Annotated in this window: 20 protein-coding genes; 4 read left to right on the top strand and 16 right to left on the bottom strand. The window is 57.8% G+C overall.

What is annotated here, in order from left to right; all coding sequences use genetic code 11:
* Positions 1 to 70 precede the first annotated feature (70 nt).
* The 9 genes from pheT to uvrA all read right to left on the bottom strand — a co-directional run bounded on the left by pheT (position 71) and on the right by uvrA (position 10,434).
* Entirely contained in the window at positions 71 to 2,584 is a 2,514-nt protein-coding gene (gene pheT / locus QP884_RS02600; RefSeq protein WP_284820555.1) for a phenylalanine--tRNA ligase subunit beta, read from the bottom strand.
* 24 nt (positions 2,585 to 2,608) lie between these two features.
* Positions 2,609 to 3,655 carry a phenylalanine--tRNA ligase subunit alpha gene (gene pheS, locus QP884_RS02595; protein ID WP_284820554.1) on the bottom strand — a complete coding sequence of 349 codons (1,047 nt, stop codon included), beginning with the start codon at positions 3,653 to 3,655 and terminating at the stop codon, positions 2,609 to 2,611.
* 103 nt (positions 3,656 to 3,758) lie between these two features.
* Positions 3,759 to 4,562, bottom strand: coding sequence for a TrmH family RNA methyltransferase (locus QP884_RS02590; RefSeq protein ID WP_284820553.1), 804 nt, complete (start codon positions 4,560 to 4,562; stop codon positions 3,759 to 3,761).
* Positions 4,563 to 4,670: 108 nt separating this feature from the next.
* Positions 4,671 to 5,123 (bottom strand): TM2 domain-containing protein, encoded by a 453-nt coding sequence (locus QP884_RS02585; RefSeq protein WP_204609207.1) that lies wholly within the window; start codon positions 5,121 to 5,123, stop codon positions 4,671 to 4,673.
* A gap of 152 nt (positions 5,124 to 5,275) precedes the next feature.
* Positions 5,276 to 5,659: a 50S ribosomal protein L20 gene (rplT, locus tag QP884_RS02580; RefSeq protein WP_005323264.1), complete on the bottom strand. Its 384-nt coding sequence runs from the start codon at positions 5,657 to 5,659 to the stop codon at positions 5,276 to 5,278.
* Positions 5,660 to 5,714: 55 nt separating this feature from the next.
* Positions 5,715 to 5,909, bottom strand: coding sequence for a 50S ribosomal protein L35 (gene rpmI / locus QP884_RS02575; protein ID WP_005323265.1), 195 nt, complete (start codon positions 5,907 to 5,909; stop codon positions 5,715 to 5,717).
* A 36-nt stretch (positions 5,910 to 5,945) separates the two neighbouring features.
* Entirely contained in the window at positions 5,946 to 6,467 is a 522-nt protein-coding gene (infC, locus tag QP884_RS02570) for a translation initiation factor IF-3 (protein WP_080970442.1), read from the bottom strand.
* A gap of 270 nt (positions 6,468 to 6,737) precedes the next feature.
* Entirely contained in the window at positions 6,738 to 7,586 is an 849-nt protein-coding gene (locus tag QP884_RS02565; protein ID WP_284820552.1) for a hypothetical protein, read from the bottom strand.
* 7 nt (positions 7,587 to 7,593) lie between these two features.
* Complete coding sequence (gene uvrA / locus QP884_RS02560; RefSeq protein WP_284820550.1) at positions 7,594 to 10,434, bottom strand: excinuclease ABC subunit UvrA; 2,841 nt, start codon at positions 10,432 to 10,434, stop codon at positions 7,594 to 7,596.
* Between the two features lie 65 nt (positions 10,435 to 10,499).
* Here uvrA and QP884_RS02555 point away from each other — a divergent pair, with 65 nt between their 5' ends.
* The 4 genes from QP884_RS02555 to QP884_RS02540 all read left to right on the top strand — a co-directional run bounded on the left by QP884_RS02555 (position 10,500) and on the right by QP884_RS02540 (position 15,623).
* Positions 10,500 to 11,102 carry an MBL fold metallo-hydrolase gene (locus QP884_RS02555; RefSeq protein WP_204609214.1) on the top strand — a complete coding sequence of 201 codons (603 nt, stop codon included), beginning with the start codon at positions 10,500 to 10,502 and terminating at the stop codon, positions 11,100 to 11,102.
* Between the two features lie 77 nt (positions 11,103 to 11,179).
* Positions 11,180 to 12,196, top strand: coding sequence for a DoxX family protein (locus QP884_RS02550; protein WP_284820547.1), 1,017 nt, complete (start codon positions 11,180 to 11,182; stop codon positions 12,194 to 12,196).
* Between the two features lie 164 nt (positions 12,197 to 12,360).
* Positions 12,361 to 14,586, top strand: coding sequence for a HelD family protein (locus QP884_RS02545; protein ID WP_284820546.1), 2,226 nt, complete (start codon positions 12,361 to 12,363; stop codon positions 14,584 to 14,586).
* A 20-nt stretch (positions 14,587 to 14,606) separates the two neighbouring features.
* Complete coding sequence (locus tag QP884_RS02540) at positions 14,607 to 15,623, top strand: App1 family protein (protein WP_284820544.1); 1,017 nt, start codon at positions 14,607 to 14,609, stop codon at positions 15,621 to 15,623.
* 67 nt (positions 15,624 to 15,690) lie between these two features.
* Here the strand turns inward: QP884_RS02540 and QP884_RS02535 are convergent, their stop codons facing one another.
* The 7 genes from QP884_RS02535 to rpsA all read right to left on the bottom strand — a co-directional run bounded on the left by QP884_RS02535 (position 15,691) and on the right by rpsA (position 23,875).
* Complete coding sequence (locus QP884_RS02535; protein ID WP_204609222.1) at positions 15,691 to 16,131, bottom strand: universal stress protein; 441 nt, start codon at positions 16,129 to 16,131, stop codon at positions 15,691 to 15,693.
* A gap of 83 nt (positions 16,132 to 16,214) precedes the next feature.
* Positions 16,215 to 16,667, bottom strand: coding sequence for a universal stress protein (locus tag QP884_RS02530; RefSeq protein WP_005323274.1), 453 nt, complete (start codon positions 16,665 to 16,667; stop codon positions 16,215 to 16,217).
* 129 nt (positions 16,668 to 16,796) lie between these two features.
* Positions 16,797 to 18,890: an excinuclease ABC subunit UvrB gene (uvrB, locus tag QP884_RS02525; RefSeq protein WP_284820542.1), complete on the bottom strand. Its 2,094-nt coding sequence runs from the start codon at positions 18,888 to 18,890 to the stop codon at positions 16,797 to 16,799.
* A 42-nt stretch (positions 18,891 to 18,932) separates the two neighbouring features.
* Positions 18,933 to 19,295, bottom strand: a complete 363-nt coding sequence (locus tag QP884_RS02520; RefSeq protein WP_005327840.1) for a DUF4259 domain-containing protein — start codon at positions 19,293 to 19,295, stop codon at positions 18,933 to 18,935.
* A gap of 90 nt (positions 19,296 to 19,385) precedes the next feature.
* Positions 19,386 to 19,985 carry a dephospho-CoA kinase gene (gene coaE, locus QP884_RS02515; RefSeq protein ID WP_284820541.1) on the bottom strand — a complete coding sequence of 200 codons (600 nt, stop codon included), beginning with the start codon at positions 19,983 to 19,985 and terminating at the stop codon, positions 19,386 to 19,388.
* Positions 19,986 to 20,066: 81 nt separating this feature from the next.
* Positions 20,067 to 22,118 (bottom strand): glucose PTS transporter subunit IIA, encoded by a 2,052-nt coding sequence (locus tag QP884_RS02510; protein WP_284820539.1) that lies wholly within the window; start codon positions 22,116 to 22,118, stop codon positions 20,067 to 20,069.
* A gap of 296 nt (positions 22,119 to 22,414) precedes the next feature.
* Positions 22,415 to 23,875 carry a 30S ribosomal protein S1 gene (gene rpsA / locus QP884_RS02505; RefSeq protein WP_023021654.1) on the bottom strand — a complete coding sequence of 487 codons (1,461 nt, stop codon included), beginning with the start codon at positions 23,873 to 23,875 and terminating at the stop codon, positions 22,415 to 22,417.
* Positions 23,876 to 23,961 lie beyond the last annotated feature (86 nt).

Below are 23,961 nucleotides of genomic sequence, written 5' to 3'. Positions count from 1 at the left end.
TGCCTAGAATGAAAAAATGTATGAAAAAGGGGCGGTGAGCTATATCTCACCGCCCCTTCCTAGGGCCTAGCTATGCGCGCATCTCTGCACCCAGGCGCTGCTTAGCCAGCTCCGCTGCCGCCGTGCGGTGCTCGTTGACCTCCTCATCGGTCAACGTGCGATCCGCTGCACGGAACAGAAGCTGGAAGGCCAAGGACTTCTTGCCCTCACCCAATTGCTCACCACGGAAAATGTCGAAGAGCTGGACGGACTCGATGAGTTCGCCCGCCCCCTCTTCCACGGTGGCGCGCACGCGCTCTGCTGGGACGTCTTCATCCACCACGAGCGCAATGTCCTGGTGCAACGCTGGGAAGGAGGACAGTACCGGCGCAGGGAACTTCTCTTCCAATGGCATAGCGGTAACGTCCAGCTCCATAGCGCAGGTGCGCGCCGGCAGGTTCAGCGCTTCCAGAACCTGCGGGTGAAGCTCACCGGCATGGCCCAAGACCACATCGGTGCCAGCCACCTTCACGGCAGCACACCGGCCTGGGTGCCAGGGAAGAACGTGCGCGGCCTCAAGCTCGATATCCACACCGGCGGCGCGAGCGACCTGGCGGGCAGACTCGATGGCGTCGGCGTAGCTATATGCGCGTCCTTCGCCCCACGGGCCCTCATGCTCGATATTGCCGGTGGCCACCGTTGCAACGTGCAGCGGCTGCTCAGGAAGAGTATCCAGAAGTTCGGAAACAACCTGTTCAGAAGGTCGCTGCTCTACAGAGGGCATGGGCGATGCCTCGGCGCGCTTGAATGCCACCTGCTGCAGCCCATATAGGGCGAGGTCGCTGCGGCCACGCGCAACATTGCGGCCGATGGCCTCCAGCATGTTCGGAAGCAGAGTCGTGGACAAGATGGCCTTATCTGCCTCAAGCGGATTTTGCACCTCTACGGTGCGGCGGCGAGCATCATCCTTGTCCAAGCCCCACACATCAAAGGTGTCGTTCGCCACGAACGGGGCCGGCAATACCTCTGCATAACCGGCATAGGCCAAGCCGTGACCAATAGCGCGGCGACGCTTCTGCGCTGGGGTTAAGCCGCGACCGCCGGCCGGAGTAGGCAGGACGGTAGGAATGTCCTCCAAGCCCTCGAGACGTAGGACCTCTTCGATGAGGTCAACGTCCATGGAGATATCGGTGCGCCACGTTGCAGGCGTTACCTGCAGCATTTCACCCTCATCGGCGACAGTGCAGCCGACTTCCTCGAGGCGGGAAATAACGGTCTCGCGGGAGTAGTCTACGCCGGCATACTCGCTAGCCTTTGCGGTGCGCAGGGCAATGGGCTCGCGCTTGGCGACGTCCCCAATAAGCGTCCGGCCTTCCTCAATGGTGCCGCCCGCCAGCTGCTGCAAGAGCGCACATGCGGTGTCTAGAGCGACCTCTACAATCGCAGGGTCCACGCCGCGCTCGAAGCGACGCGAGGATTCAGAAGACAGCTTATGGCGGCGGGAGGTGCGCGCCACGGTAATCGGATCCCAGATAGCGGATTCGAAGACCACATCAGTGGTCTCCGCCGAGATTTCGGAGGTAGTACCGCCCATGACACCGGCCAGCGACTGGATGCCGTTGTCATCGCAGATGACCACATCTTCTGCAGAAAGCTCACGCTTTACGTGATCCAAGGTCTCAAACTTCTCGCCTTCGTCGGCATTGCGGACAACGAGATTTCCTTGGATAACGTTGGCGTCAAAGGCATGCATTGGGGCGCCCAAAAGCAGCATCACGTAGTTAGTAATGTCCGTGGGCAGGTTTACGCTGCGCTGGCCGCAGAGCATGAGCTCGCGCTCTAGCCAGAACGGAGTGCGTGCCTGCGGGTCGATGCCGCTGACCTTGCGGAGGCCGAAACGCTGCGCCTTGGTTTCGGGGTTGAGAGTGACGTCGATAAGCGAGCCCTGCGCCGCCGGAACAGCAGAGGTATCAATGCCAGCAACCGACGGATCCTCGGCAATATCGGCAAAATCCAGGTCGAAAGCCGAAGCGATCTCACGGCTCAAACCGCGCGCGGACAGGGCGTATCCGCGATCCGGGGTGATGTTGACGTCAAAGTCGGTATCATGCAGCCCAATAATCGGGCGAGCGTCCTCGCCTACCTTATCGGCGACGTCATCGCCCAAGACGATGATTCCGTTAGCCTGTGCGCCCAAACCGAGCTCAGCGCCGGAGCACAGCATGCCATTAGAGATGTGGTCGTAAGTCTCGCGCGCCGCAATCTTGAAGCCGCCAGGAAGCTCCGAGCCCGGAAGCGCCACAACGACATAGTCATTCAAACGGAAATTACGAGCCCCGCAAATGATGCCCTGCAGCTCGCCCGTGCCATTAGCCTGGCCTACATTTACCTGGCAGTAGCGGATGGGCTTTTTGAACTGCGTAAGTTCCTCGATCTCTACCACCTGGCCGATGACCAGCGGACCGGTGCTCTCCGGAACGGCAGCGTAGCCCTCGGTTTCAAAACCGACGCGCACGAATCCGGAGTCCATATCGGCAGCGGAAACGTTCCAACCAGGGTTCTTAGCGCCCAGGATGCGGGTGACCCAGTCTTGGGAAATAAGCATTAGTGTGTCTATCCTTTCTGGGTTTTAGGCCTGTACGCCAAACGGCAGGGTGAAGCGGACATCGCCTTCGACCATGTCACGCATATCGGTCAAGCCATTGCGGAACTGCAGCGTGCGCTCGAGGCCCATGCCGAAGGCAAAGCCCGTGTATTCCTCTGGGTCAACGCCTACGGCGCGCAGCACATTGGGGTTCACCATGCCGCAGCCGCCCCACTCGATCCAGCCAGCGCCACCCTTCTTATTGGGGAACCACACATCAACCTCGGCAGAGGGCTCGGTGAACGGGAAGTAATTCACGCGCATGCGCGTCGTGGTCTCCGGACCGAACAGGACCTTGGCCAAGTGCTCCAGGGTGCCGCGCAGGTGAGCCATGGTCAGGCCCTTATCCACGGCCAAACCTTCTACCTGGTGGAAAACCGGGGTGTGGGTGGCATCCAGCTCATCGGTGCGGAATACGCGTCCGGGGCAAGCGATATACAGCGGCACATCGCGCTCCAGCATCGTGCGCACCTGTACTGGGGAGGTGTGCGTGCGTAGCACCTGCTTAGAGCCCTCGCCGGAGACGTGGAACGTATCCTGCAGGGTACGTGCTGGGTGATCCGGCTTAAAATTCAAAGCGTCGAAGTTAAAGTACTCTGCCTCAACCTCGGGGCCATCCGCGATTTCCCAGCCCATACCGACGAAAATATCCGCAATGCGCTCAGAGAGTGCGGTAATTGGGTGAAGAGCACCAGTCTGGGTGCGGGTGGTGGGAATGGTGACGTCAACGGTCTCTGCTCGCAACTGCTCCTCGCGAGCCTTTTGCTCCAAGACATCCTTAACCTGGGCAAAGCGCTTTTCCATCTTGCCGCGGGCCATGTTGACAGCCTTGCCAGCGCTCTTGCGCTGATCCTTGGGCAGCTGCCCCAAAGACTGGCGAGCCTGCGGAATATAGCCGCTATCTCCTAGGTGCTCGCGGCGGGCTGCAGCCAGCTCATCGAGCGTTTCGGCTGCGTCGAAGGCTGCGATAGCCTTATCGGCCGCGGCCCCAAGAGCCTCTTCGGTCAATTCGATCTGCGGTGTATCGGACACGTACTTCGTACCTTCTTCTCGCGCGAAAACTAACGCGTGCAATCTTACTCTGTCCCGGCTAGCCCGACCGCCCCAGGGACCCCCTTTTCATTCGGGGATCTGCTTAGCTGTGCTCTTGGGCCTTCGCGGACTCATAAAGACAAATGCTGGCGGCTGTTGCCAGGTTGAGTGACTCAGCTCGCCCACGTAGCGGAATACGCACCCTCATGTCTGCTTCTTCAAGTAGTTCGCCGAGCCCATGTGCCTCGTTGCCAAAAAGCCACGCCGTTGGCTGAGACAAATCTGCCTCGGCAACGTCTACCTCGCCATCAGCAGCCGTCGCCACAATCTGCATGCCCGACTTACGCAGCTGCCCCAAGACGTCCTTAATATTGGGGTCTCGCGCTACCGGGACATGAAATAGCGAACCGGCCGAAGCGCGCGCTACCTTGCAGCTGAGTGGGTCGACCGTCTCGCCCGCAAAAATTACTCCATCTGCGCCCATGGCGTCGGAAGTTCTAATCAACGTGCCTGCATTGCCCGGCTCCGAAGTGAGCACGGGAACAGAAACCAAGCTTGGTTTGCCGTTAAGGATTTTGCCCGCGGACCACAGGACCGGCTTGCACAGCGCGAAAAGCCCCGTGGTGGTGGCGGTATCAGATAGATGCTTAGCCGCTTTATCGGTGATGGGATGTACGTACACTCCCATGTATCCACAGGCGGTAATAATGTCACCGAAGCGTTCTGCGGCCTTTTCAGTGACGAAAACATCGACAGCAGCGCCAGTAGACACCGCGGCATCTACGGCGTTTTCTCCCTCAATCAGGAATTGCTTCGCCTTTTTCCGGTTAGCCGCTCGGTGCAGCTTGGCTGCGTTAACAATGCGCGGGGTGCGTTCAGTAAAGGCAGAGTCAAAATCCAAATTCATGGCTCCTACCCTACCTACTAGTTGCCTAGCCCCAGACTCAGACCTAGCTGCGTATGCAAAACAAAAAATCCTGTTGCCCGTGTGGCAACAGGATCACAATGTTGAGTGCTACTTAGCTAGTGGCACGCCGCGGGCGTCCTTATCGTAATCTCCGGCGCCGGCAATAATCATGATGAACTCAATGAAGACCCAGATTCCGAGGATGGCCCAAAATGCGAATCCAAGCAAGAACCAGAAAGTAGCCCAGCCCAAGATATTAAGCACCAGCTGCGCTACGCCGAAGGTCGTGCGACCGGTATAGAAGTTATGCGCGCCGAAGGAGCCCAAGAAGAAGCACAGAAGCAAAGTCGCGATCCAAGACTTCTGCTGTCCCTGCGCCACATACTGCTGCTGCACCGGATAGGAACCCATATTCGGTTGTGGTGCATAGCCCTGGTTGTACTGCGGCTGGTAACCGGCCTGCTGGTTATAGGGGTTGTACTGCTGCCCCTGGTTGTTGTCATAGGACTGGCCAGAATACTCGCCATTTTCTGGTTGGTAGCTACCATTTGGGTTTGTCACAGGGAATCTGCTCCTTGGTCTCGGGGTCACTCGTGGTCTGGACTCAATGTAGCACGGGAGACCGAGCTCACTAGACAGATAGCGTGCAAAACGAACAAAGCCCGCTTCGCCCGGCACATAAGCCGGAGAAACGGGCGTTGTATTCCTAGTAACTAGGCAGCCTTAGGAGCGTTGACGTCCTCAGGCAGAGCAGCCTTAGCAGCCTCGCACAGTGCGGAGAATGCCTCGAAGTCATTGACAGCAAGCTCAGCCAGGATCTTGCGGTCAACCTCGATCTCAGCCAGGCGCAGGCCGTGGATGAGGCGGTTGTAGGTGATGTCGTTCATGCGGGCAGCAGCGTTGATGCGCTGGATCCACAGCTTACGGAACTCAGACTTACGGGCGCGACGATCGCGGTAAGCGTAAGTCATGGAGTGCAGCCACTGCTCCTTCGCCTTACGGTACAGGCGGGAACGCTGGCCGCGGTAGCCCTTAGCGGACTTCAAAATCGCGCGACGCTTCTTCTTTGCGTTAACTGAGCGCTTTACTCGTGCCACAGTGATACTTCCTTAATTCGAATTGTGATGGCGGATGTGGGTTGATTCGGCGCTATTATGCGCGGCCGAGCAGGCGCTTGACGCGCTTGGTGTCAGGCTGTGCGACTGCCTCGGTGCCCTTCAGACGACGGGTACGCTTGGACGGCTTGCCCTCCAGCAGGTGGCGGCGGCCAGCCTGCTCACGGCGCAGCTTGCCGGAACCGGTCACCTTGATACGCTTTGCGGTGCCCTTGTGGGTCTTCTGCTTCATGAGTATTAAGTCCTTAAATCCTACGTGGAATCTGGTCTACTTCTTGCCCTTGCGAACCGGACCCAAGACCATGGTCATATTGCGACCATCCTGCTTGGGGCGGGACTCAACAACGCCAACTTCAGCGACGTCATCGGCCAAACGCTCCAAGAGGCGGAAACCCAGCTCCGGCCGCGATTGCTCACGACCACGGAACATGATGGTCACCTTGACCTTGGATCCCTTCTCGAGGAAGCGAACTACGTTACCCTTCTTGGTCTCATAATCGTGATCATCGATCTTCGGGCGGAACTTCTGTTCCTTAACCACGGTCTGCTGCTGGTTCTTACGGGCTTCGCGAGCCTTCTGAGCCTGCTCGTACTTGAACTTGCCGTAGTCCATGATCTTGGCCACTGGGGGCTTTGCCTTCGGGGCTACCTCAACCAAGTCAAGGTCAGCCTCGTATGCAAGCTTGCGAGCATCATCGGTACGGACGATGCCCACCTGTTCACCACCGGGGCCTACCAAACGGACCTCGGGTACTCGGATACGCTCATTGATGCGAGCTTCAGCGCTGATTGTGGTTCTCCTCGATTAGGGGGTGTATGAGTAAGTAGTTCACCTACCGGGACCACAAACGAATCAAACCCGGTCTGCCAAAGACAGCCGGGAGTTCTCACAGTGCCAAGCACGAGTGCTTGGTTACCTTTACCTTTATCCTACGAACCATGTTCGCGGCATCGGGTGGGAGAAGCTCCGCTTGTGACCCACGAACCTCGAAAAGGCGTCATGGGCGGTAGTGGCTTTGAGGATAGCAGCTTCTACCCTTTCCACCAAATCGCAACTCGCTTAGCTGTCCTTGCATTGAGCAGCTGGTTCAATGTTGCCCTTCTCTACCCCTTTATCAACGATGTCCACTAACTCATGGGCGAGATACTTTACCGCTGGCTCGGCTTTGGCATAGTCCTCGCCATCGGTAACCACAGATAACGCGACGCCGACGCGCTTGCCAGCAACCTCATGAACGCCAAATTGGCGGTAGGTGTACTCATTGTCGTCCTCGTCCAAGCCCCAGCCGCTCTTGGCGCGGGTTCGCTTCTCTTTCGACAGACCAATCTTCTGCCAAGCCACAATGTCTTTGAGCACCTTGTGGACGTAGTCCGCCTCCTCAATGCAGGGCAATTCAGCACCGAAGACTGCTTGGTCTTTCAATGACCACGTGGAGTAGCCGAAGGCGGTGTCATGGATATCCGCGTGCGATCCATAGTCTTCGAGCAATTCCTCGACTGCCTTATCGGCGGAGCCTTCGCGCCATTGCACCTGGGACCACAAGGAGTAGGCGGCATCGTTATCGGATTCCTTGATTGCCAAGTCAACCAGGCTTTTATCCGCGCCGTCTTTCAGCGCCGCGATGGCGATTGGCACCTTAATGGTGGACCAGACAGGGCCCTTGCCCTTATCGCCCACAGCAATGGTGTCATCGCCGGCCGAAATAGCGACCCCAACCTTGGCGTGGTATTTCCTTGCGGTCTTGTCTACTGCACGGTCAAGCTGAGTGCGCACTGAGTCCGGGTCAGGTGCCGGAGAGCTAGTCGACGGCGCTGGGACGTTTTCAGTTTCAGGATCGCCGGAGCAGGCGCTCACAGTAAGCAGAGTGAGCGCTGCCAACAGGCTGGCACCGAGGCGGTAACTATTCACAGTGTCCCTACTTCAACATGTCCTTTAGGTACCTTCCGGTATAGGAGCCTTCCACCTGCGCAACATCTTCCGGGGTGCCCTGCGCGACTACGGTGCCGCCGCCGGCGCCGCCTTCCGGCCCCATATCCACTATCCAGTCCGCAGCCTTGATGACATCGAGGTTGTGCTCAATGATGAGCACCGAATTACCCTTGTCAACGAGGCCTTGGATAACCAACATCAGCTTGCGGATGTCCTCAAAGTGCAGACCAGTGGTCGGCTCGTCCAAGATGTAGATGGTCCTACCGTTGGTGCGCTTTTGCAGTTCCGAAGCGAGCTTAACGCGTTGCGCCTCACCGCCCGACAGCGTGGTAGCGGCTTGGCCGAGGCGAACATAGCCCAAGCCGACGTCGACAAGCGTGGCAAGGTAGCGGTGAATCGAGTTGATGGGCTCGAAGAAGTCCGCTGCCTCAGAAATTGGCATGTCAAGAACCTCAGCGATGTTCTTTCCCTTGTAGTGCACCTCCAGGGTCTCGCGGTTATAGCGAGCACCCTCACACACCTCACACGGAACATACACGTCCGGCAGGAAGTTCATCTCGATCTTGATGGTGCCATCGCCTTGGCATGCCTCGCAGCGCCCACCCTTGACGTTGAAGGAGAAGCGGCCGGCCTTGTAGCCGCGAACCTTGGCCTCCTGGGTTTCGGCAAAAAGGTTACGGATCTTGTCAAAGACGCCCGTGTAGGTTGCTGGGTTGGAACGCGGGGTGCGGCCAATCGGGCTCTGGTCAACCTGGACCAGCTTATCCAGGTGCTCCACGCCCTCGACGCGCTTGGCACGGCCGGGAACCTGGCGGGCACGGTTGAGCTTATTGGCCAGGGTCTTGGCCAAAATCTCATTGACCACGGTGGATTTACCCGAGCCGGAAACGCCGGTAATACACGCCAGCACTCCCAGCGGGATTTCGACGTTTATGCCCTTGAGGTTATTCTCGCGCGCGCCTACGACCTTCAGGGTGCGATCCTTGTCAATCTCGCGGCGGTGATCCGGGACGGCGAGCACCTTCTTGCCAGATAGATACTGGCCAGTCAGGGACTCCTCTACCCTTTCAATTCCCGCCGGTTCGCCTTGGTAGACCACCTCGCCACCATATTCACCGGCACGCGGGCCCACATCGACGAGCCAATCGGACTCCCGAATGGTGTCTTCATCATGCTCGACCACAATGAGGGTATTGCCAATATCGCGCAAACGCTGCAGGGTCTTAATAAGGCGCTGGTTATCGCGTTGGTGCAACCCAATGGAAGGCTCATCGAGCACATAAAGTACGCCGGCCAAACCGGAACCAATCTGCGTGGCCAGGCGAATGCGCTGCGCCTCGCCGCCCGAAAGCGTGGACGCACCGCGATCCAGGGTCAGGTAATTCAGACCGACGTCCAGAAGGAAGCGCAACCGAGCCTGGGTTTCCTTGAGTACCGCACCGGCAATGATTTCCTCGCGGTGGCCCAGAACCAAAGAGTCCAGGAATTCAGAGGCATCTTCAATCGAAAGCGCACACAGCCCCGCAATGGACTGCTCACCGTGTGTAGTAGAGGCCAAGCGGACGGCCAAGATCTCCGGCTTCAGGCGCGTGCCCTTACAGGTGCTACACGGCACGCGGCGGGTGTACTGCAGCAGGCGGTCCTTTTGGGACTGAGAATCAGTCGTTTCCAGCTTGCGGTGAATGAAACCGGTGGCACCCTCAAACGGCGCGGTCCAATTGCGTTGGCGCCCATAGCGGTTCTTGTAGCGGACCTGCACCTCCTCGTCCGTGCCATAGATGAGCGCGTGGCGCTGCTCCTTGGTCAATTCGCTCACTGGGGTCTTAGGGTCAAAGCCCATTGCCTTGCCCAGCCCCTCCACGAGCTTGACAAAGTAACGGGAGTTGGGACTGGAGTGCCACGGCTGAATCGCATCAACCGCCGGGGCATCCGGATCCGGAATAAGCAGGTCAACATCGACTTCCAGCTTGGTACCCAAACCATCACACACTGGGCAAGACCCGAACGGGGCGTTGAAGGAAAAGGCACGGGGCTCATACTCCTCAATGGTCAAGGTGTGGCCATTGGGGCAGGCGGCCTTTTCCGAATACGTGTGGGTGAGCTCTTCCCTATCCACGAACTCGATGGTGACCAGTCCATCGGCCAAGCGCAGGGCCGTTTCCACCGAATCCGTTAAGCGTTGCTTCTGCGAGGCCTTTACCTGCAAGCGGTCAACCACTACCTCAATATTGTGCTTGATCTGCTTCTTGAGCTTGGGAGGATCGCTGAGCTGATGGGTCTCTCCATCCACTCGCACGCGGGAGTAACCCTGCGCCGACAGGTCTTGGAAAAGATCCACAAACTCGCCCTTGCGCTTACGAACTACCGGTGCGAGCACCTGGAACTTCAGCTTTTCTTCCAGATCCAGCACCGCATCCACAATCTGCTGCGGCGTTTGGCGTTCAATCACCGCATCGCACTTTGGGCAGTGCGGCGTACCAGCACGGGAAAATAGCAAGCGCAGGTAGTCGTAGATCTCCGTGATCGTGCCAACCGTAGAGCGTGGATTATGGTTGGTGGATTTTTGATCAATGGACACTGCGGGTGACAGGCCATCAATAAATTCCACGTTGGGCTTGTCCATCTGCCCTAAGAACATGCGGGCATAAGAGCTCAAGGATTCCACGTAGCGGCGCTGGCCTTCAGCGAAGATGGTGTCAAAGGCCAGCGAAGATTTACCGGAGCCGGATAGGCCGGTAAAAACAACCATTTTATCGCGGGGGATATCGATATCCACGCCCTTGAGGTTGTGCTCGCGGGCACCGCGCACCACCAAACGATCAGCCACTGTGCTCAGACCTCCAGTACTAGGGATTGCAATCTTCCCTCGAATGTACCCGTAGGCTAGGACACATGACTAACGAGCTTCAGCTACATCAAATTTCCGTCTCCGAGATGGACAATAACTGCTACCTCCTACAGGCGGGCGAAGAGGGCTTGCTTGTCGACGCCGCCGATGACGCCCCCGCAATCCTCGACATGGCCCGCAAAGCCGGAGTGAAAATCACCGCGGTGCTTACTACCCACCGCCACTGGGACCACGTGCGCGCACTCGAGGAGATTTTGTCCGAAACTGGCGCTACTCACTACGCCTCTTTCCTCGATTCCCCCGCCATCCCAGCTGAGGTAGACGTAGAGCTGCGCGAGGGCGATTCCATCGAGTTCGCGGGCCTTCAGCTGCCCATCATTATCTTGCGCGGCCACACCCCAGGCGGGGCGGCACTTGTTGCAAGCATCGATGGCGTCACCAACCTCTTCGTAGGCGATTCCCTCTTCCCCGGCGGCTTGGGCAAGACCACCTCTGAGGGCGACTTCGTACGCCTATATAAGGACGTCACCGCGCGCATCTTTGATGAGTTCCCCGACAATACGATCGTGCGCCCGGGACACGGCAAGTCCACGACCTTGGGCGAGGAGCGCCCCAAGCTTGGTGACTGGTGGGAACGCCGCTGGTGATCCAACGGCGAATTTCCGCGTACAATGGTCTAGCACACGATAGGTCTAGAACAACGAGCTAAGGAGCTTTAAGGACTATGATTCGCAAGCTTGCCCGCCCCATGCTGGCATCCGTATTTGTATGGGAAGGCGTAGACAACCTGCGCAACGCGTCCGAGCATGTCAAGGAAACCGAGGGTTTCCTCAAAACCGTGCGCAAGACCGTTCCTTCTGAGTACCAGGGCTACATCCCTAATGACCCAGAACTAGTTACCCGCGCCATTGGCGGCGCTAAGGTAGGCGCCGGCTCCACCTTGGCTCTGGGCAAGGCACCGCGCACTTCCGCTGCGGTTCTGGCCGCCGCTACCCTGCCTAACCTGATTGGCAAGAATAACTTCTGGGCAGCAGACAACAAGGAAGACAAGGAATCCCGCCGCAACGGATTCGTTACCAACACCGCTTTGCTCGGCGCCCTGTTTATCGCTACCCAGGACACCGAGGGCAAGCCTTCCCTGCGTTGGCGCGCACAGAAGGCCGGCAAGCGCACGAATAAGAAGATTCAGCAGGCGCTGCCTACTAAGTCTGAATCCGAGCAGAAGCGCGAAGAGCTCTCTGCCCGTGCTAACGAGCTGTCTTCCAAGGCCGGCGACTGGATCAACGAGACCTCTGCCAAGGCACAGGCTTATGTAGACGACAACAAGGATGACTGGCAGTCCACCGGCCGCGGTCTGCTGGATACCGCCAAGTCCTATGTTGACGATGCCAAGACCTACGTAGAGGACAACAAGGACGATTGGCAGGAGTCTGGCCGCGGCTTGCTGGGCAACGCCAAGTCCTTCATCGAGGACTCGGTCGACAACGCCAAGACTTACGTTGAAGACAATAAGGGTGACTGGCTCGAGACCGCACAGGCTAATCGCGACATCGCCCGTACCCGTGCTGTGAAAGCAGCTACCAAGGCTCAGGCACGTGCCGATAAGGCCGTCGCCAAGCTGGATGGCGCCAAGTCGAAGCGCGCAAACAAGAAGGCCTCCAAGCACGCTGACAAGCTGCAGCAGGAGGCAAATAAGAAGATTGAGGCAGCTATCAAGAAGCTGGAAAAGCGCTCTAAGTAGCCACATCTTCCTTGGCCGAGTATCTCGGCGATGACTCAACGGCCCAGCCTTATGCTGGGCCGTTGTTCTTTGTCACAGCAGGGTCTAAACTCATCTCTCCCCCTCGCCGGACAGCGTGCCCGGCACCTTCCACCCCCATCAACGTCCAATCACCAAGGAGTCACGTGAACTCAGCATCCCAAAAGCACGCGGCGGCCGCAGGTTCCTCGGAGCGCGAAGCCATCGCTACGGAGCAAGATTATGTGGACGGCCTATTCTCCCGCCTCGACGATGAGGTGGCTGCTGCAAATGAACGGCTCAATGAGGTGCAGGCGGACGTAGATCCCTCCACCCCAGACGCGGATGCCTTGGTGCGCCGCGAAACGGAATACCACGGGCTCCAAGCCAAGCTCGATCGTCTCAATGTGGCCCAAATGGGATTGGTCTTTGGCCGCATCGACATCGACGCCCCAGGTGACAATCCCACCCCGGAAGGCCTAGACCGCCGCTACATCGGCCGCATGGGACTCGATGCGCGTGAAGATGACTATCGCACGCTACTGCTTGACTGGCGTGCCCCAATGGCACGGCCCTTCTACCTCGCTACTACCGCCCAGCCAGAAGGCGTGCACACCCGCCGCCAAATCCGCACCAAGGGGCGCACCGTCACGGGCATTCATGATGAAGTCCTCGCTGGCCCTGGCGTGCGTGAAGAAGAGGCCGGCGTAGCGAGCGAATCCGCTCTCTATCACGCTATGCAGCGAGCCCGCACGGGTCACATGGCCTCCATTGTTGAGACCATTCAGCGGGAGCAGGACGAGATTATCCGCGATAACACCCGCGGCGTGATGGTGGTAGAAGGCGGCCCCGGCACCGGTAAGACCGCAGTTGCGCTGCACCGCGTTGCCTATCTGCTCTATACCCACCGCGAGCTACTTTCTGCCACTGGCGTACTCATCGTTGGTCCCAACAGCAGCTTCTTGGACTATATTTCGCGCGTGCTCCCAGAACTGGGCGAGACCGGCGTGGTGCTCTCCACCATCGGCGGGCTCTTTCCTGGAATTGAGCCGGACCACGAAGAAGACCTCGTGGCTCGGGAAATCAAGGGCAGCGACGCCATGGTGGAAATCCTCTCCACCGCGGTCAAGGACTACCAGCTGCTTCCCGACGCTCCCCGCGAACTAGCAGTCGACGGCCTTACCTTAAGCGTCACGCCAAGCATGGTGAAAAGCGCCCGCACACGTGCACGCCGCTCGCGCAAGCCACACAATGAAGCGCGTGGTGCCTTCATTGAGCACCTCGTAGAGGACCTAGCCCAGCAAATGGCAGAAAAGGTCGGTGCCGATCCGCTCGGCGGAAAGAATCTCCTTTCCCGCGCCGATATTGATCAATTCCACGATGACCTGGCTGAGGACGCGGCGGTTACTGCCTTGATCGATGAGTTTTGGCCCGAACTACACCCCACCGATGTACTTGCTGCTCTAGTCTCCTCGCGCGAGCGCATCGCTTCTGCCGCGCACGGGTATGATGACGAAACCCAAGAAGCGCTCTACCGCGCAGAGGGGCGAGCATGGACGGATTCGGATGCGGCCTTGCTAGACGAGCTTGCCGTCCTCATCGGCCTACCCAACCCTGAAGAAAAGAAGGCAGCCGATGACGCCGCGTGGCGCGAGCAAGTGGCGGATGCGGAAGACGCATTGGATATCTTGTCTTCCTCCGAGTCCACAGATAATGACGATGACATGTTTGAAGCAGAAATCCTCTCTGCCCACGATGTCATCGACGCCGAAACCTTGGCGCACCGCCAGGAGGTACGCGATAAGCGCACCACTGCCCAACGCGCCCGCGAAGATCATACGTGGGCTTATGGTCACATCATCGTGGACGAAGCCCAGGAATTAACACCTATGGAGTGGCGAATGCTCTTCCGCCGCTGCCCTTCGCGGTGGATGACTTTGGTGGGTGATACCTCCCAGACTGGTTCCCCGGCAGGTGTTGATGACTGGGCCGAGGCCCTCGAGCCCTTCGTGGCTCAACGCTTCCGTCACCATTTTCTTACCGTCAACTATCGCACCCCGCAGCCCATTACGGAACTGGCCAATGGACTGTTGGAAATGATTAACCCTGACGCCATTCCGGCGACAGCCATCCGTGATGGAGTGCAGGTGCGCCGGCTTGAGCAGGGCACCTACACCCCTGGAGTACACAGCGAAGAGGACGGCAGGCTCACAGCGGTTATTGATGCCGCCACGGCGGAGCGCTACAAGGGCCTCGAGTTTGACCACGTGGTCGTGCTCGATCCGCAGCGCATCGTGGATGCCTCCCCACAGGGATTGCAGAACCTCTATGTCTGCATCACTCGTGCCACTCAATCGCTCACGCTCGTTGGTGACTGCGGCGAAGTTCTTTAGGCTCCCGTAAGCTTTATGCCATGGCCTTATCTGACATCATGCGCAAAGCTGAAAGCTCACTAAACTCCATTACTTTGAAGCGCTCCCAACGCCGTGGATGGCAGCCCCGGATTGTGGGATATACAGGTTATGGCACCACCGAACAGGTGAGAATCTTCGGCCGCGTACTCATGCACGATCCTGATGAAGGCAAGAGAGATACGTGGGGTCAGCGCGGTTACCAGCAGTTTCTTACCATTCAAGTAGGACACCACGACGTTTCGGTAACTATTGGGGAAAAGACTGTCACCGGCACCACCGATCGAAACGGATACATTGACTTACTAGTCCATGACCACGAACTAGAGCCCGGGTGGCATACGGCAACAATCGAGGCCGCAAACGCGAAAGCCGTAGAGGTCCAGCTACTTATCGTTGATCCGGCAGCCAAGATCGGCATCATTAGCGATATCGATGACACGGTGCTTGTCACGTGGCTGCCGCGTGCGCTCACCGCGGCGTGGAATTCCTGGGCCAAGCGCCCTAGTAAGCGACAGGCCGTTCCCGGAATGGCCGAATTCTATGCTCAGCTACAAGGGCGCTTCCCCCAAGCCCCAGTGTTTTATCTATCTACGGGCGCTTGGAATACCTTTGGCTCGCTCAAGAAATTCCTGTCCCACCATGGTTTCCCCGCGGGTCCCATGCTGCTGACGGACTGGGGCCCTACGGAAACGGGACTTTTCCGCAGCGGTCAGGAGCACAAGCGTGTTCAACTGCGCAATCTACTCATTGCCTACCCGGATATGCAATGGATTTTGATTGGCGATGACGGACAACATGATCCGCTCACCTACGGCGATGTGGCTAATGAGCACCCGGACCGGATTCACTCTGTGCTCATCCGCAATCTGAGCCCTCAGGAGCAGTTGCTCTCCCACGGCTCCCTGAGCCCTTTGGCCGATGCCAATGAGGAGGGCCACTTCTCTATTCCCTTGATTCAGGGCGCGAACGGCAATGCCATTGCCGCCGCATTCAACGCTGCACACCCTGCGGAGTAAGCTGCGCTTAACGACGAAACCCGCCTTGGCCTTCCAGCGAGACCAAGGCGGGTTTTAATCACCGCATTTAGCTGACGGTGTGAACGATCATTACGTCGCAGTCGGACTGGCGAGCAACGTCTGCCGGCACGGAGCCCAGCAGGCGACCGGTCAGGGAGTTGATGCCGCGGTTGCCCACGATAAGCAGGTCAGCATCGTTGTCGTTGACGATGGACATCAGGGCCTGCACTGGGGTGCCCGGGCGAACAGCGGTTTCGACCTTGGAAGCGCCGAACTTCTCGGCGTGTGCCTTAGCATCCTTGAGGTTTGCCTCCGCCTTCTCATCGCCCAAGATGGTTACGGAATCCTGGCGCAGGGTCTTGGAAGCCTGCTCCTGGTTCTCGTAGTAAGCACAACCGATAATCAGATTGGAATCGAATGCAGCGGCAATCTTAGCTGCTCGCTCTACAGCGAGGAGAGAAGACTTAGAACCGTCAGTACCGACAACGATCGTGTTGTAGTCGCTCATGATGACCTTTCTTTGTGGGTGTGTACCCGGAGTGTTTATTTAGCCTACAGAGGCATTACTGCCAGTGTAACAACGAAAAAAGATTAACGTTTCTCGCTGGTATTAACTACGACGACGTCTACCTTTGACTTGTGGGTTAGTTCCGTTGGGACAGAACCGAAGACTCGACCACGAACGGAATTCACGCCGCGGTTTCCCACCACGAACAGGTCCACGTCATAGTCCTGGCCTACTTCCAACAAGGCTTTTACTGGGTCTCCAGATTTCCCTACAATTTCAATGTGTTCCGCACCCTCTGACTCGGCGATACGGGTGGCATTGGTCAGGTAGGTACCGGCCATGTCCTCACTTACAACGGGCAGACCGGCTTCGTCGCCCCTCGGAGCACCAAGCATGGATCCAGCGTGGTTATAAAAAGCTGAGATGATGATCAGCTTAGCGTCGTACGCCCGTGCCATGGACGCCGCAGCGCGGACCGCGCGCAGGGAGGTTTCAGAGCCATCGGTCCCGACGGCAATGTTTTTATAGGTAAGCATTATTCTCCTTGCAGTTGAACTACTTCACAGTGACAACTAAACAGCGCTTCTGGCACTTATCCAGTATAACTAGCGCAGCCCTTTAGAAAAGTACCCGCGGAGCCAATCATCACTTTCAGGGGGAGAAAACTAGATTCCCGCTTCCTTCAATCCACGCAATTCCTTCTTTAGATCAGCAATCTCATCGCGCAGGCGTCCAGCCAATTCGAACTTGAGCTCGCGCGCGGCGGCACCCATTTGGGCCGAGAGGTCGTCGATAAGCGCCTGCACCTCATCGGTAGCCATGCTGGAAATATCCCGCTTCTCCACCACTGCAGAGGGGTCAGAGTTGGACTCTTCGTCCCCACCGTCTTCATAGACTTGGTCAAGGATATCGGCAATCTTCTTCCGCAAAGGCTGCGGGTCAATGCCGTGTTCCTTGTTATAGGCTATCTGCTTTTCGCGGCGTCGCTCCGTCTCCTCGATTGCCTCTTGCATCGAATCGGTGATTCTATCGGCATACATAATCACCTCGCCAGAGACGTTACGGGCAGCACGGCCGATGGTCTGGATAAGCGAGGTGGTAGAGCGCAAGAAACCTTCCTTGTCCGCATCCAAGATGGCAACGAGCGATACCTCGGGGAGGTCAAGTCCCTCACGCAGGAGGTTAATGCCCACCAGCACATCAAACTCGCCAAGGCGCAATTGCCGCAAAAGCTCGACGCGCTGCAACGTATCGATATCCGAGTGCAAGTAGCGCACCTTAATCCCCTGCTCCAGCAGGTAATCGGTGAGGTCTTCTGCCATGCGCTTAGTCAGCGTCGTCACCAGAACTCGCTCTTGCTGCGAAATGCGGGTGCGTACCTCATCAATAAGGTCATCAATCTGGCCCTTAGTGGGTTTGACGGTAACCTTTGGATCCACCAGACCTGTCGGGCGAATCACCTGCTCCACGTACTCACCGTCCGAGGACGTAAGTTCAAAGTCACCTGGGGTGGCAGACATATAGACGGTTTGTCCCACACGCTGTTCAAACTCATCAAAGGTCAGCGGGCGGTTATCCACTGCGGAGGGCAGCCGGAAACCGAACTCCACCAGGTTGCGCTTGCGGGACATATCTCCCTCGAACATGCCGCCGATCTGTGGGACCGTGACGTGGGACTCGTCAATGATGGTGAGAAAATCCTCGGGGAAGTAATCCAGCAGCGTCGCCGGTGCGGAACCGGCCGGACGGCCATCGACGTGGCGGGAGTAGTTCTCAATGCCGGAGCAAAAACCTACCTGCTCGATCATTTCTAGATCGTATTCGGTGCGCATGCGAAGTCGTTGTGCCTCAAGCAGTTTGCCGCGGTTTTCTAGGTCTTCCAAGCGCTCGGCCAATTCCTCTTTGATGGCGGCTACGGCCTTTTCCATGCGTTCGGGTCCTGCCACGTAGTGGGTCGCGGGGAAGATGCGCACCTCGTCTACTTCCTCGATGACATCGCCAGTGACGGGGTGAATGTAGTAGAGAGAATCAATATCATCACCGAAGAATTCAATGCGCACTGCCCGCTCTTCATAAGCCGGAATGATATCGACCGTGTCGCCCTTGGCACGGAAGGTACCGCGGGTAAATCCCACATCGTTGCGTTCGTATTGGATATCCACCAACAAACGCAGGAATCGGTCTCGGTCCAACTCCTCGTCCACGGAAATGATGACTGAGCGATCCAAATAGGACTGCGGGGTACCCAAGCCGTAAATGCACGACACGGAGGACACAACCACCACGTCCCGGCGGGACAGCAGGGCCGAAGTAGCCGAGTGACGCAGGCGCTCTACGTCCTCGTTGATGGACGAGTCCTTTTCAATATAGGTATCCGTCTGCGCAATATAAGCCTCTGGCTGGTAGTAGTCATAATAAGAGACGAAGTACTCCACCGCGTTATGCGGCAAGAGTTGGCGCAGCTCGTTCGCTAGCTGCGCTGCCAGGGTCTTATTTGGCGCCATCACCAGCGTGGGTCGCTGCTGTTTTTCGATCAACCACGCAGCTGTGGCGGACTTACCTGTACCGGTAGCACCCATGAGTACGACATCGCGCTCATCGCGGTTGAGGCGTTCATTGAGCTCTGCAATAGCAGCGGGCTGGTCGCCGGCCGGTTCGTATTCAGAGACAACCTGAAACTCACCCGGGGTGCGCTCGACCTCGCTGACGACGCGGTGCTCAGAATTTGGAATAAGAGGATGTTCAGCAGCAAAAGCCATGCCCACTACTCTACTGCTTATACGGCGCGGCTAACTATGTGCTCAAGGCAAGGAGTTCTGCGCGGTGCGCAGCCACTCTTCCAGCTCGCCGGTGGTCTCCCACAGCGCATAAACAGAAGACGTCTCTGGTCGCATCGCACTATTAATGCGGCGGCGCAGCCACGCTTTAGACTGCGGCGTATACAGGGGCGCAAGATCCTCGCGGTGGATTCCTTCCGGCAGCGCATCAGCTTTCAGCTTCAACAAGGCGCCCAGTGCGATCATGGTTTCTGCGTCATCGGAGTCCATGGGCTCTTCGGCACATGACTTCTGAAAGGCCTTGAGATCGAAAGAGCCATCACGCAAGCTAGCGAGCAGTTCTCGCGCTGCGTGATTATCAAAAGGCCCAGTATCCCACGTTCCCACGGCGAGTAGCTTAAGACGCGAAAGTTAACGCAACTTCGAAACTGCGTAAACTCTAACCACCCAACGGTTAAAGTTTGGGTGACCCCGCGTCTATGACTCCGCTTCTATACGGTTCATGACCTCGGCCGCTCGCGCGCGCAGCTGCTCCAGCGTGCCATTGTTGTCGATCACGTGCGTGGCCGCGGCCAATCGCACCTCATCAGGTACCTGCGCTGCAATGCGACGGCGCGCATCGTCCTCTTCCAGACCGCGTGAAGCAACGAGGCGACGGACGCGCTCTTCTACGGCCACGTCGACCACGATGACGTAGTCCATGTCTTTGTCTAAACCGTTATCCACCAATAGCGGCATATCGTAAACGGCAAAGTCATAGCCTTCTTCACGTGCCTCCTCGAATTGGCGCTGCGTTTCCGCTTGGATGCGTGGATGGGTAATGGAGTTCAACAAATCGGTATGTTCCTTATCCACAAAGGCTCGCCGAGCCAATTCTTTGCGGTTGAGGCTGCCGTCCGCCAAGAGGATATCTTCTCCGAATACTGCCGCCAGCTCCGCTAACGCAGGCCGCCCGGGCTTGACGACGTCGCGCGCAATGCCATCGGCGTCAACCACACGCCACCCTCGTTCGCGGCAGAGCGTTGCAACTGTTGACTTGCCACTGCCAATCCCGCCTGTAAGGCCAATGAGTTTCATGGCAGCCACCCTACGCGAAAAAGAACCCCGCCATACGCGATGGTGCGGGGTTCCTCTGTCGCTTTAGGTGTCAGCGTTTCTCTATTCCGCTGCTTCCTCCGGCTTCGGGGGAATGCGGAGCAACTCATCATTCGGAGTGACCTGGCCGGCTTCGCCGGAGACCGCGCCAAACTTGGTGGCGTTGGTAACTACGACCGGAGTAATCAAGTTATAGCCCTTGGAACGGATGAATTCCGGGTCAAAGCTAATCAACTTATCGCCCGCGGCAATGCGTTGCTTCTTTTCCACGTGCACGTCGAAGCCTTCGCCGCCCAGTTCCACGGTATCGAGGCCTACGTGGATGAGCAGTTGCACGCCATTGTCGAGGCTGAGACCTACCGCATGGCCGGACTTTTGAACGGTGAGCACCTTGCCGTCGGCAGGCGCATAGACGGTATTGCCAGTTGGCTGGACTGCCATACCAGGCCCCAGCTTTGCCCCAGCAAAGATAGGATCTGGGACTTCCGAAAGGTCAACTGCCTCGCCCTCCAGAGGGGAATCCAACACGATGTCCTCCTTGCCAGCCTGCTTGGCGGCAACACCAGTAGCAGCAGTGCCCGCAGCGCTGGCAGCAACGGCGCCACCCGCATTCGAGGACACGCCCTTTTCGGTCTTAGTGGACTTGAAATCCGAACGAGCAGCTACGTCATCCACCGATTCGCCCTGTTCGCGGGCGATGCGCTCCAAGTCTGCCTGCTTTTCTTCCGCCGTGCGGTAGCCAAAGAACAGGGTCAGGAAGAAAGAGGTAAGGAATGCAGCCGTGATACCAAGGACGTAGCCCAGCTGCGGCGTCATAGCGCCAGTGGTCAACGCAGAGGTAAAGACGAAGGCCTCAGCGCGGACATCGAAGATACCGATGATTGCGCCGCCTACCGCACAACCTGGCAGCAACCGGTAGTAGCTGCGGCGGAAGCGCAACAAGATGCCATAGAGGGAAGGCTCAGACACGCCACCGAGGATGCCCGCTGCGAAGGCACCGATAGAAACCTGGCGCATGGCATTGTTCTTTTCCCTGAAGGAGATAACCATGACTGCGCCAACGACGCCGAAGCAGGCGAAGTTCCATGCGCCCATCGGGCCTTGGATGAAGTCGTAGCCGTAGGTTGCGATGTTCTGAATCATGATGACATTCAGCGGCCAGTGCAGGCCCATCGGAACGAGGAATGGGTACAGCAGCGGAATGACGATAGCCAGGATGAACGGCGAGAAATCATTGATTTGGTACAGGACCCAGGAAATGCCATTGCCCACACCAATGCCGAACGGGCCGAGCAGGAAGGCTGTTGCCGGAATCATAATGAGCAAGGAGAAGAACGGCACGAAGACCATATGAACTGCACTCGGGATGATCTTCTTTAGTCCCTTTTCCACCCAGTACAGGCCGATTGCGGCCAAAATGGGCGGGAATACCTGGGAGCCGTAGGAGTTGATGACCAACGGCAGGCCAAACACGTTGACGGTATCGCCTTGCTCACCCAGCGACATGAATTCGGGGGTCAAAAGTGCCGCGGGAATAGCCGCGGAGACCCACATATTCGCACCCAGCTTCTGGGCCGCGGTTGCACCGACCATTACGGGCAAGAAATAGAAGACCGACTGGAACATGGCATGAGCCAGCCGGAAGCCTTCTGGTTGCTCCTCCAGCGGTGCGCGGAAATCCTGGATGTGCGCCGTGTCCGCCAGGATGAGCAGCATGATAATTAGCGAAGCGCCGAGCAATGCCCACAGGACCGGGCGGAAAGTATCAGAAAGGAACTCGAAGCAGTAATCTACCCAGTCATACTTACCGCGAACACCGTCATACTCCTTCTTGGAGGACGCCTCCTTGTCACCAGAAGCATGCACACCGGGTTGCTTGATGATCTCGTTGTAGTAGTCAGCAACGCCGCCGCCCATGACTACCTGGTAGCCGTGAGCACCCTGGGGCACGGTACCAAGCACCGCTGGGTCGCTATCGAGCTTTTCTTGGTCAACTTTCCCCGCATCGGCAAGTTGGAAGCGCAGGCGCGTTGCGCAGTGCGTCAGCGACGTGATGTTGTCGGCGCCGCCGATACTTTCAACGATGTGGGTGGAAGTGTCCTTGATAGATGCCACTTCTTACTCCTCAGTTCAAATACCACTTATAACCAGTACTGCACTGGCTATAACGTCAGGTTTGAGTATAAGAGGATTCCCACATGAACAAAAGCCCGTTTTGTTGGCCTTCCAGGGACTTTTTCTACCTGGGAGTGCTTCACCGCTGGTCAACCACCTAGAGGTGCCAAACAATCTGGCAAACGATTGCACAAACTGTCTAAAAGATCACAAAAGCCGCGCCCACCCCATCTAGGTGATGAAGTGGGCGCGGCCGTGAGCCAAGCCCTCAGGCTTAGCGGAAACTAAGCGGAAGCTTAGTTGCCAGCGAGCTTGTCGCGCAGTGCAGCGAGCTGCTCGTCGGAAGCCAGGGAGCCGCCAACCTCTGCCTGAGTCTCGGATGCCGGAGCTGCATCGGAGGAATCAGAGGAGTAGTTGGAGGACTCTGCAGACTCAGCAGCCTCAGCGGCTGCGGCGCGGTTGCGCTCGATCTGAGCGGTGTGCAGGTTGAAGCGACGCTCGGACTCTGCGTAGCGTGCCTCCCAAGCCTGACGCTGCTCGTCGAAGCCTTCCTTCCACTCGTTGGTCTCAGGGTCGAAGCCCTCAGGGAAGACGTAGTTGCCCTGCTCGTCGTAGGAGTCAGCCATGCCGTACTTGGACGGATCGAACTCTTCGGTGTAGTCCTCGTCTGCCTGCTTAACGGACAGGGAGATACGACGACGCTCGAGGTCGATGTCGATGACCTTGACCATAACCTCCTGGCCAACGGTGACAACCTGGTCCGGAACCTCGACGTGGCGCTGAGCCAGCTCGGAGATGTGAACCAGGCCCTCGATGCCCTCCTCGACGCGAACGAAGGCGCCGAACGGAACGAGCTTGGTGACCTTGCCCGGAACGATCTGGCCCACAGCGTGGGTGCGGGCGAATACGCGCCACGGATCTTCCTGGGTAGCCTTCAGGGAAAGGGAAACGCGCTCGCGGTCCAGATCGACATCCAGAACCTCAACGGTTACCTCGTCACCAACGGTGACAACCTCAGATGGGTGGTCGATGTGCTTCCAGGACAGCTCGGAAACGTGAACCAGGCCGTCGACACCGCCGAGATCGACGAAGGCGCCGAAGTTGACGATGGAGGAAACAACGCCCTTGCGGACCTGGCCCTTCTGCAGCTGGTGCAGGAACTCGGAGCGAACCTCGGACTGGGTCTGCTCCAGGTATGCACGGCGGGACAGGACAACGTTGTTGCGCTGCTTGTCCAGCTCGATGATCTTTGCTTCCAGCTCCTGGCCGATGTACGGCTCCAGGTCACGGACGCGACGCATCTCAACCAGAGATGCAGGCAGGAAGCCACGCAGGCCGATATCCAGGATGAGGCCGCCCTTGACAACCTCGATAACGGTACCGGTAACAGGCTCTTCCTTGGCCTGCAGCTCCTCGATGGCGCCCCATGCGCGCTCGTACTGTGCACGCTTCTTGGACAGGATCAGGCGACCTTCCTTGTCCTCCTTGGTGAGAACAAGTGCGTCAACCTCATCGCCGACCTCAACAACCTCGTCCGGGTTGACGTCGTGCTTGATGGACAGCTCGCGGGAAGGGATAACGCCTTCGGTCTTGTATCCGATGTCCAGCAGTACCTCGTCGTGGTCAACCTTGACGACGGTGCCCTCGACAATGTCACCATCGTTGAAGTACTTGATGGTGGCGTCTACAGCTGCGAGGAAGTCCTCTGCGGTTCCGATATCGTTAATCGCAACCTGCGGGGTGTTAGAAGATGGCATATTGAAAAAATGCTCCGAATAAATGTAGGAAATCGAAATTGGACAACTGCGCGTCTCTCGAAAAAAGCTTGCTAAGCTGCGCAAAT

Origin of the sequence: Corynebacterium tuberculostearicum, assembly GCF_030229345.1 — a bacterium.
Classification (GTDB): Bacteria; Actinomycetota; Actinomycetes; order Mycobacteriales; family Mycobacteriaceae; genus Corynebacterium; species Corynebacterium tuberculostearicum_G.
This window is presented reverse-complemented; position numbering and strand designations above follow the sequence as displayed.

Bases quoted from the DNA above. Each gene is read 5' to 3' on its own strand.
- uvrB (WP_284820542.1), bottom strand. From the start codon at position 18,890: ATGGCTTTTGCTGCTGAACATCCTCTTATTCCAAATTCTGAGCACCGC.
- QP884_RS02555 (WP_204609214.1), top strand. From the start codon at position 10,500: ATGACTAACGAGCTTCAGCTACATCAAATTTCCGTCTCCGAGATGGAC.
- pheT (WP_284820555.1), bottom strand. From the start codon at position 2,584: ATGCTTATTTCCCAAGACTGGGTCACCCGCATCCTGGGCGCTAAGAAC.
- QP884_RS02540 (WP_284820544.1), top strand. From the start codon at position 14,607: ATGGCCTTATCTGACATCATGCGCAAAGCTGAAAGCTCACTAAACTCC.
- QP884_RS02530 (WP_005323274.1), bottom strand. From the start codon at position 16,667: ATGCTTACCTATAAAAACATTGCCGTCGGGACCGATGGCTCTGAAACC.
- rpmI (WP_005323265.1), bottom strand. From the start codon at position 5,909: ATGAAGCAGAAGACCCACAAGGGCACCGCAAAGCGTATCAAGGTGACC.
- rpsA (WP_023021654.1), bottom strand. From the start codon at position 23,875: ATGCCATCTTCTAACACCCCGCAGGTTGCGATTAACGATATCGGAACC.
- QP884_RS02550 (WP_284820547.1), top strand. From the start codon at position 11,180: ATGATTCGCAAGCTTGCCCGCCCCATGCTGGCATCCGTATTTGTATGG.
- coaE (WP_284820541.1), bottom strand. From the start codon at position 19,985: ATGAAACTCATTGGCCTTACAGGCGGGATTGGCAGTGGCAAGTCAACA.
- QP884_RS02590 (WP_284820553.1), bottom strand. From the start codon at position 4,562: ATGAATTTGGATTTTGACTCTGCCTTTACTGAACGCACCCCGCGCATT.
- QP884_RS02535 (WP_204609222.1), bottom strand. From the start codon at position 16,131: ATGAGCGACTACAACACGATCGTTGTCGGTACTGACGGTTCTAAGTCT.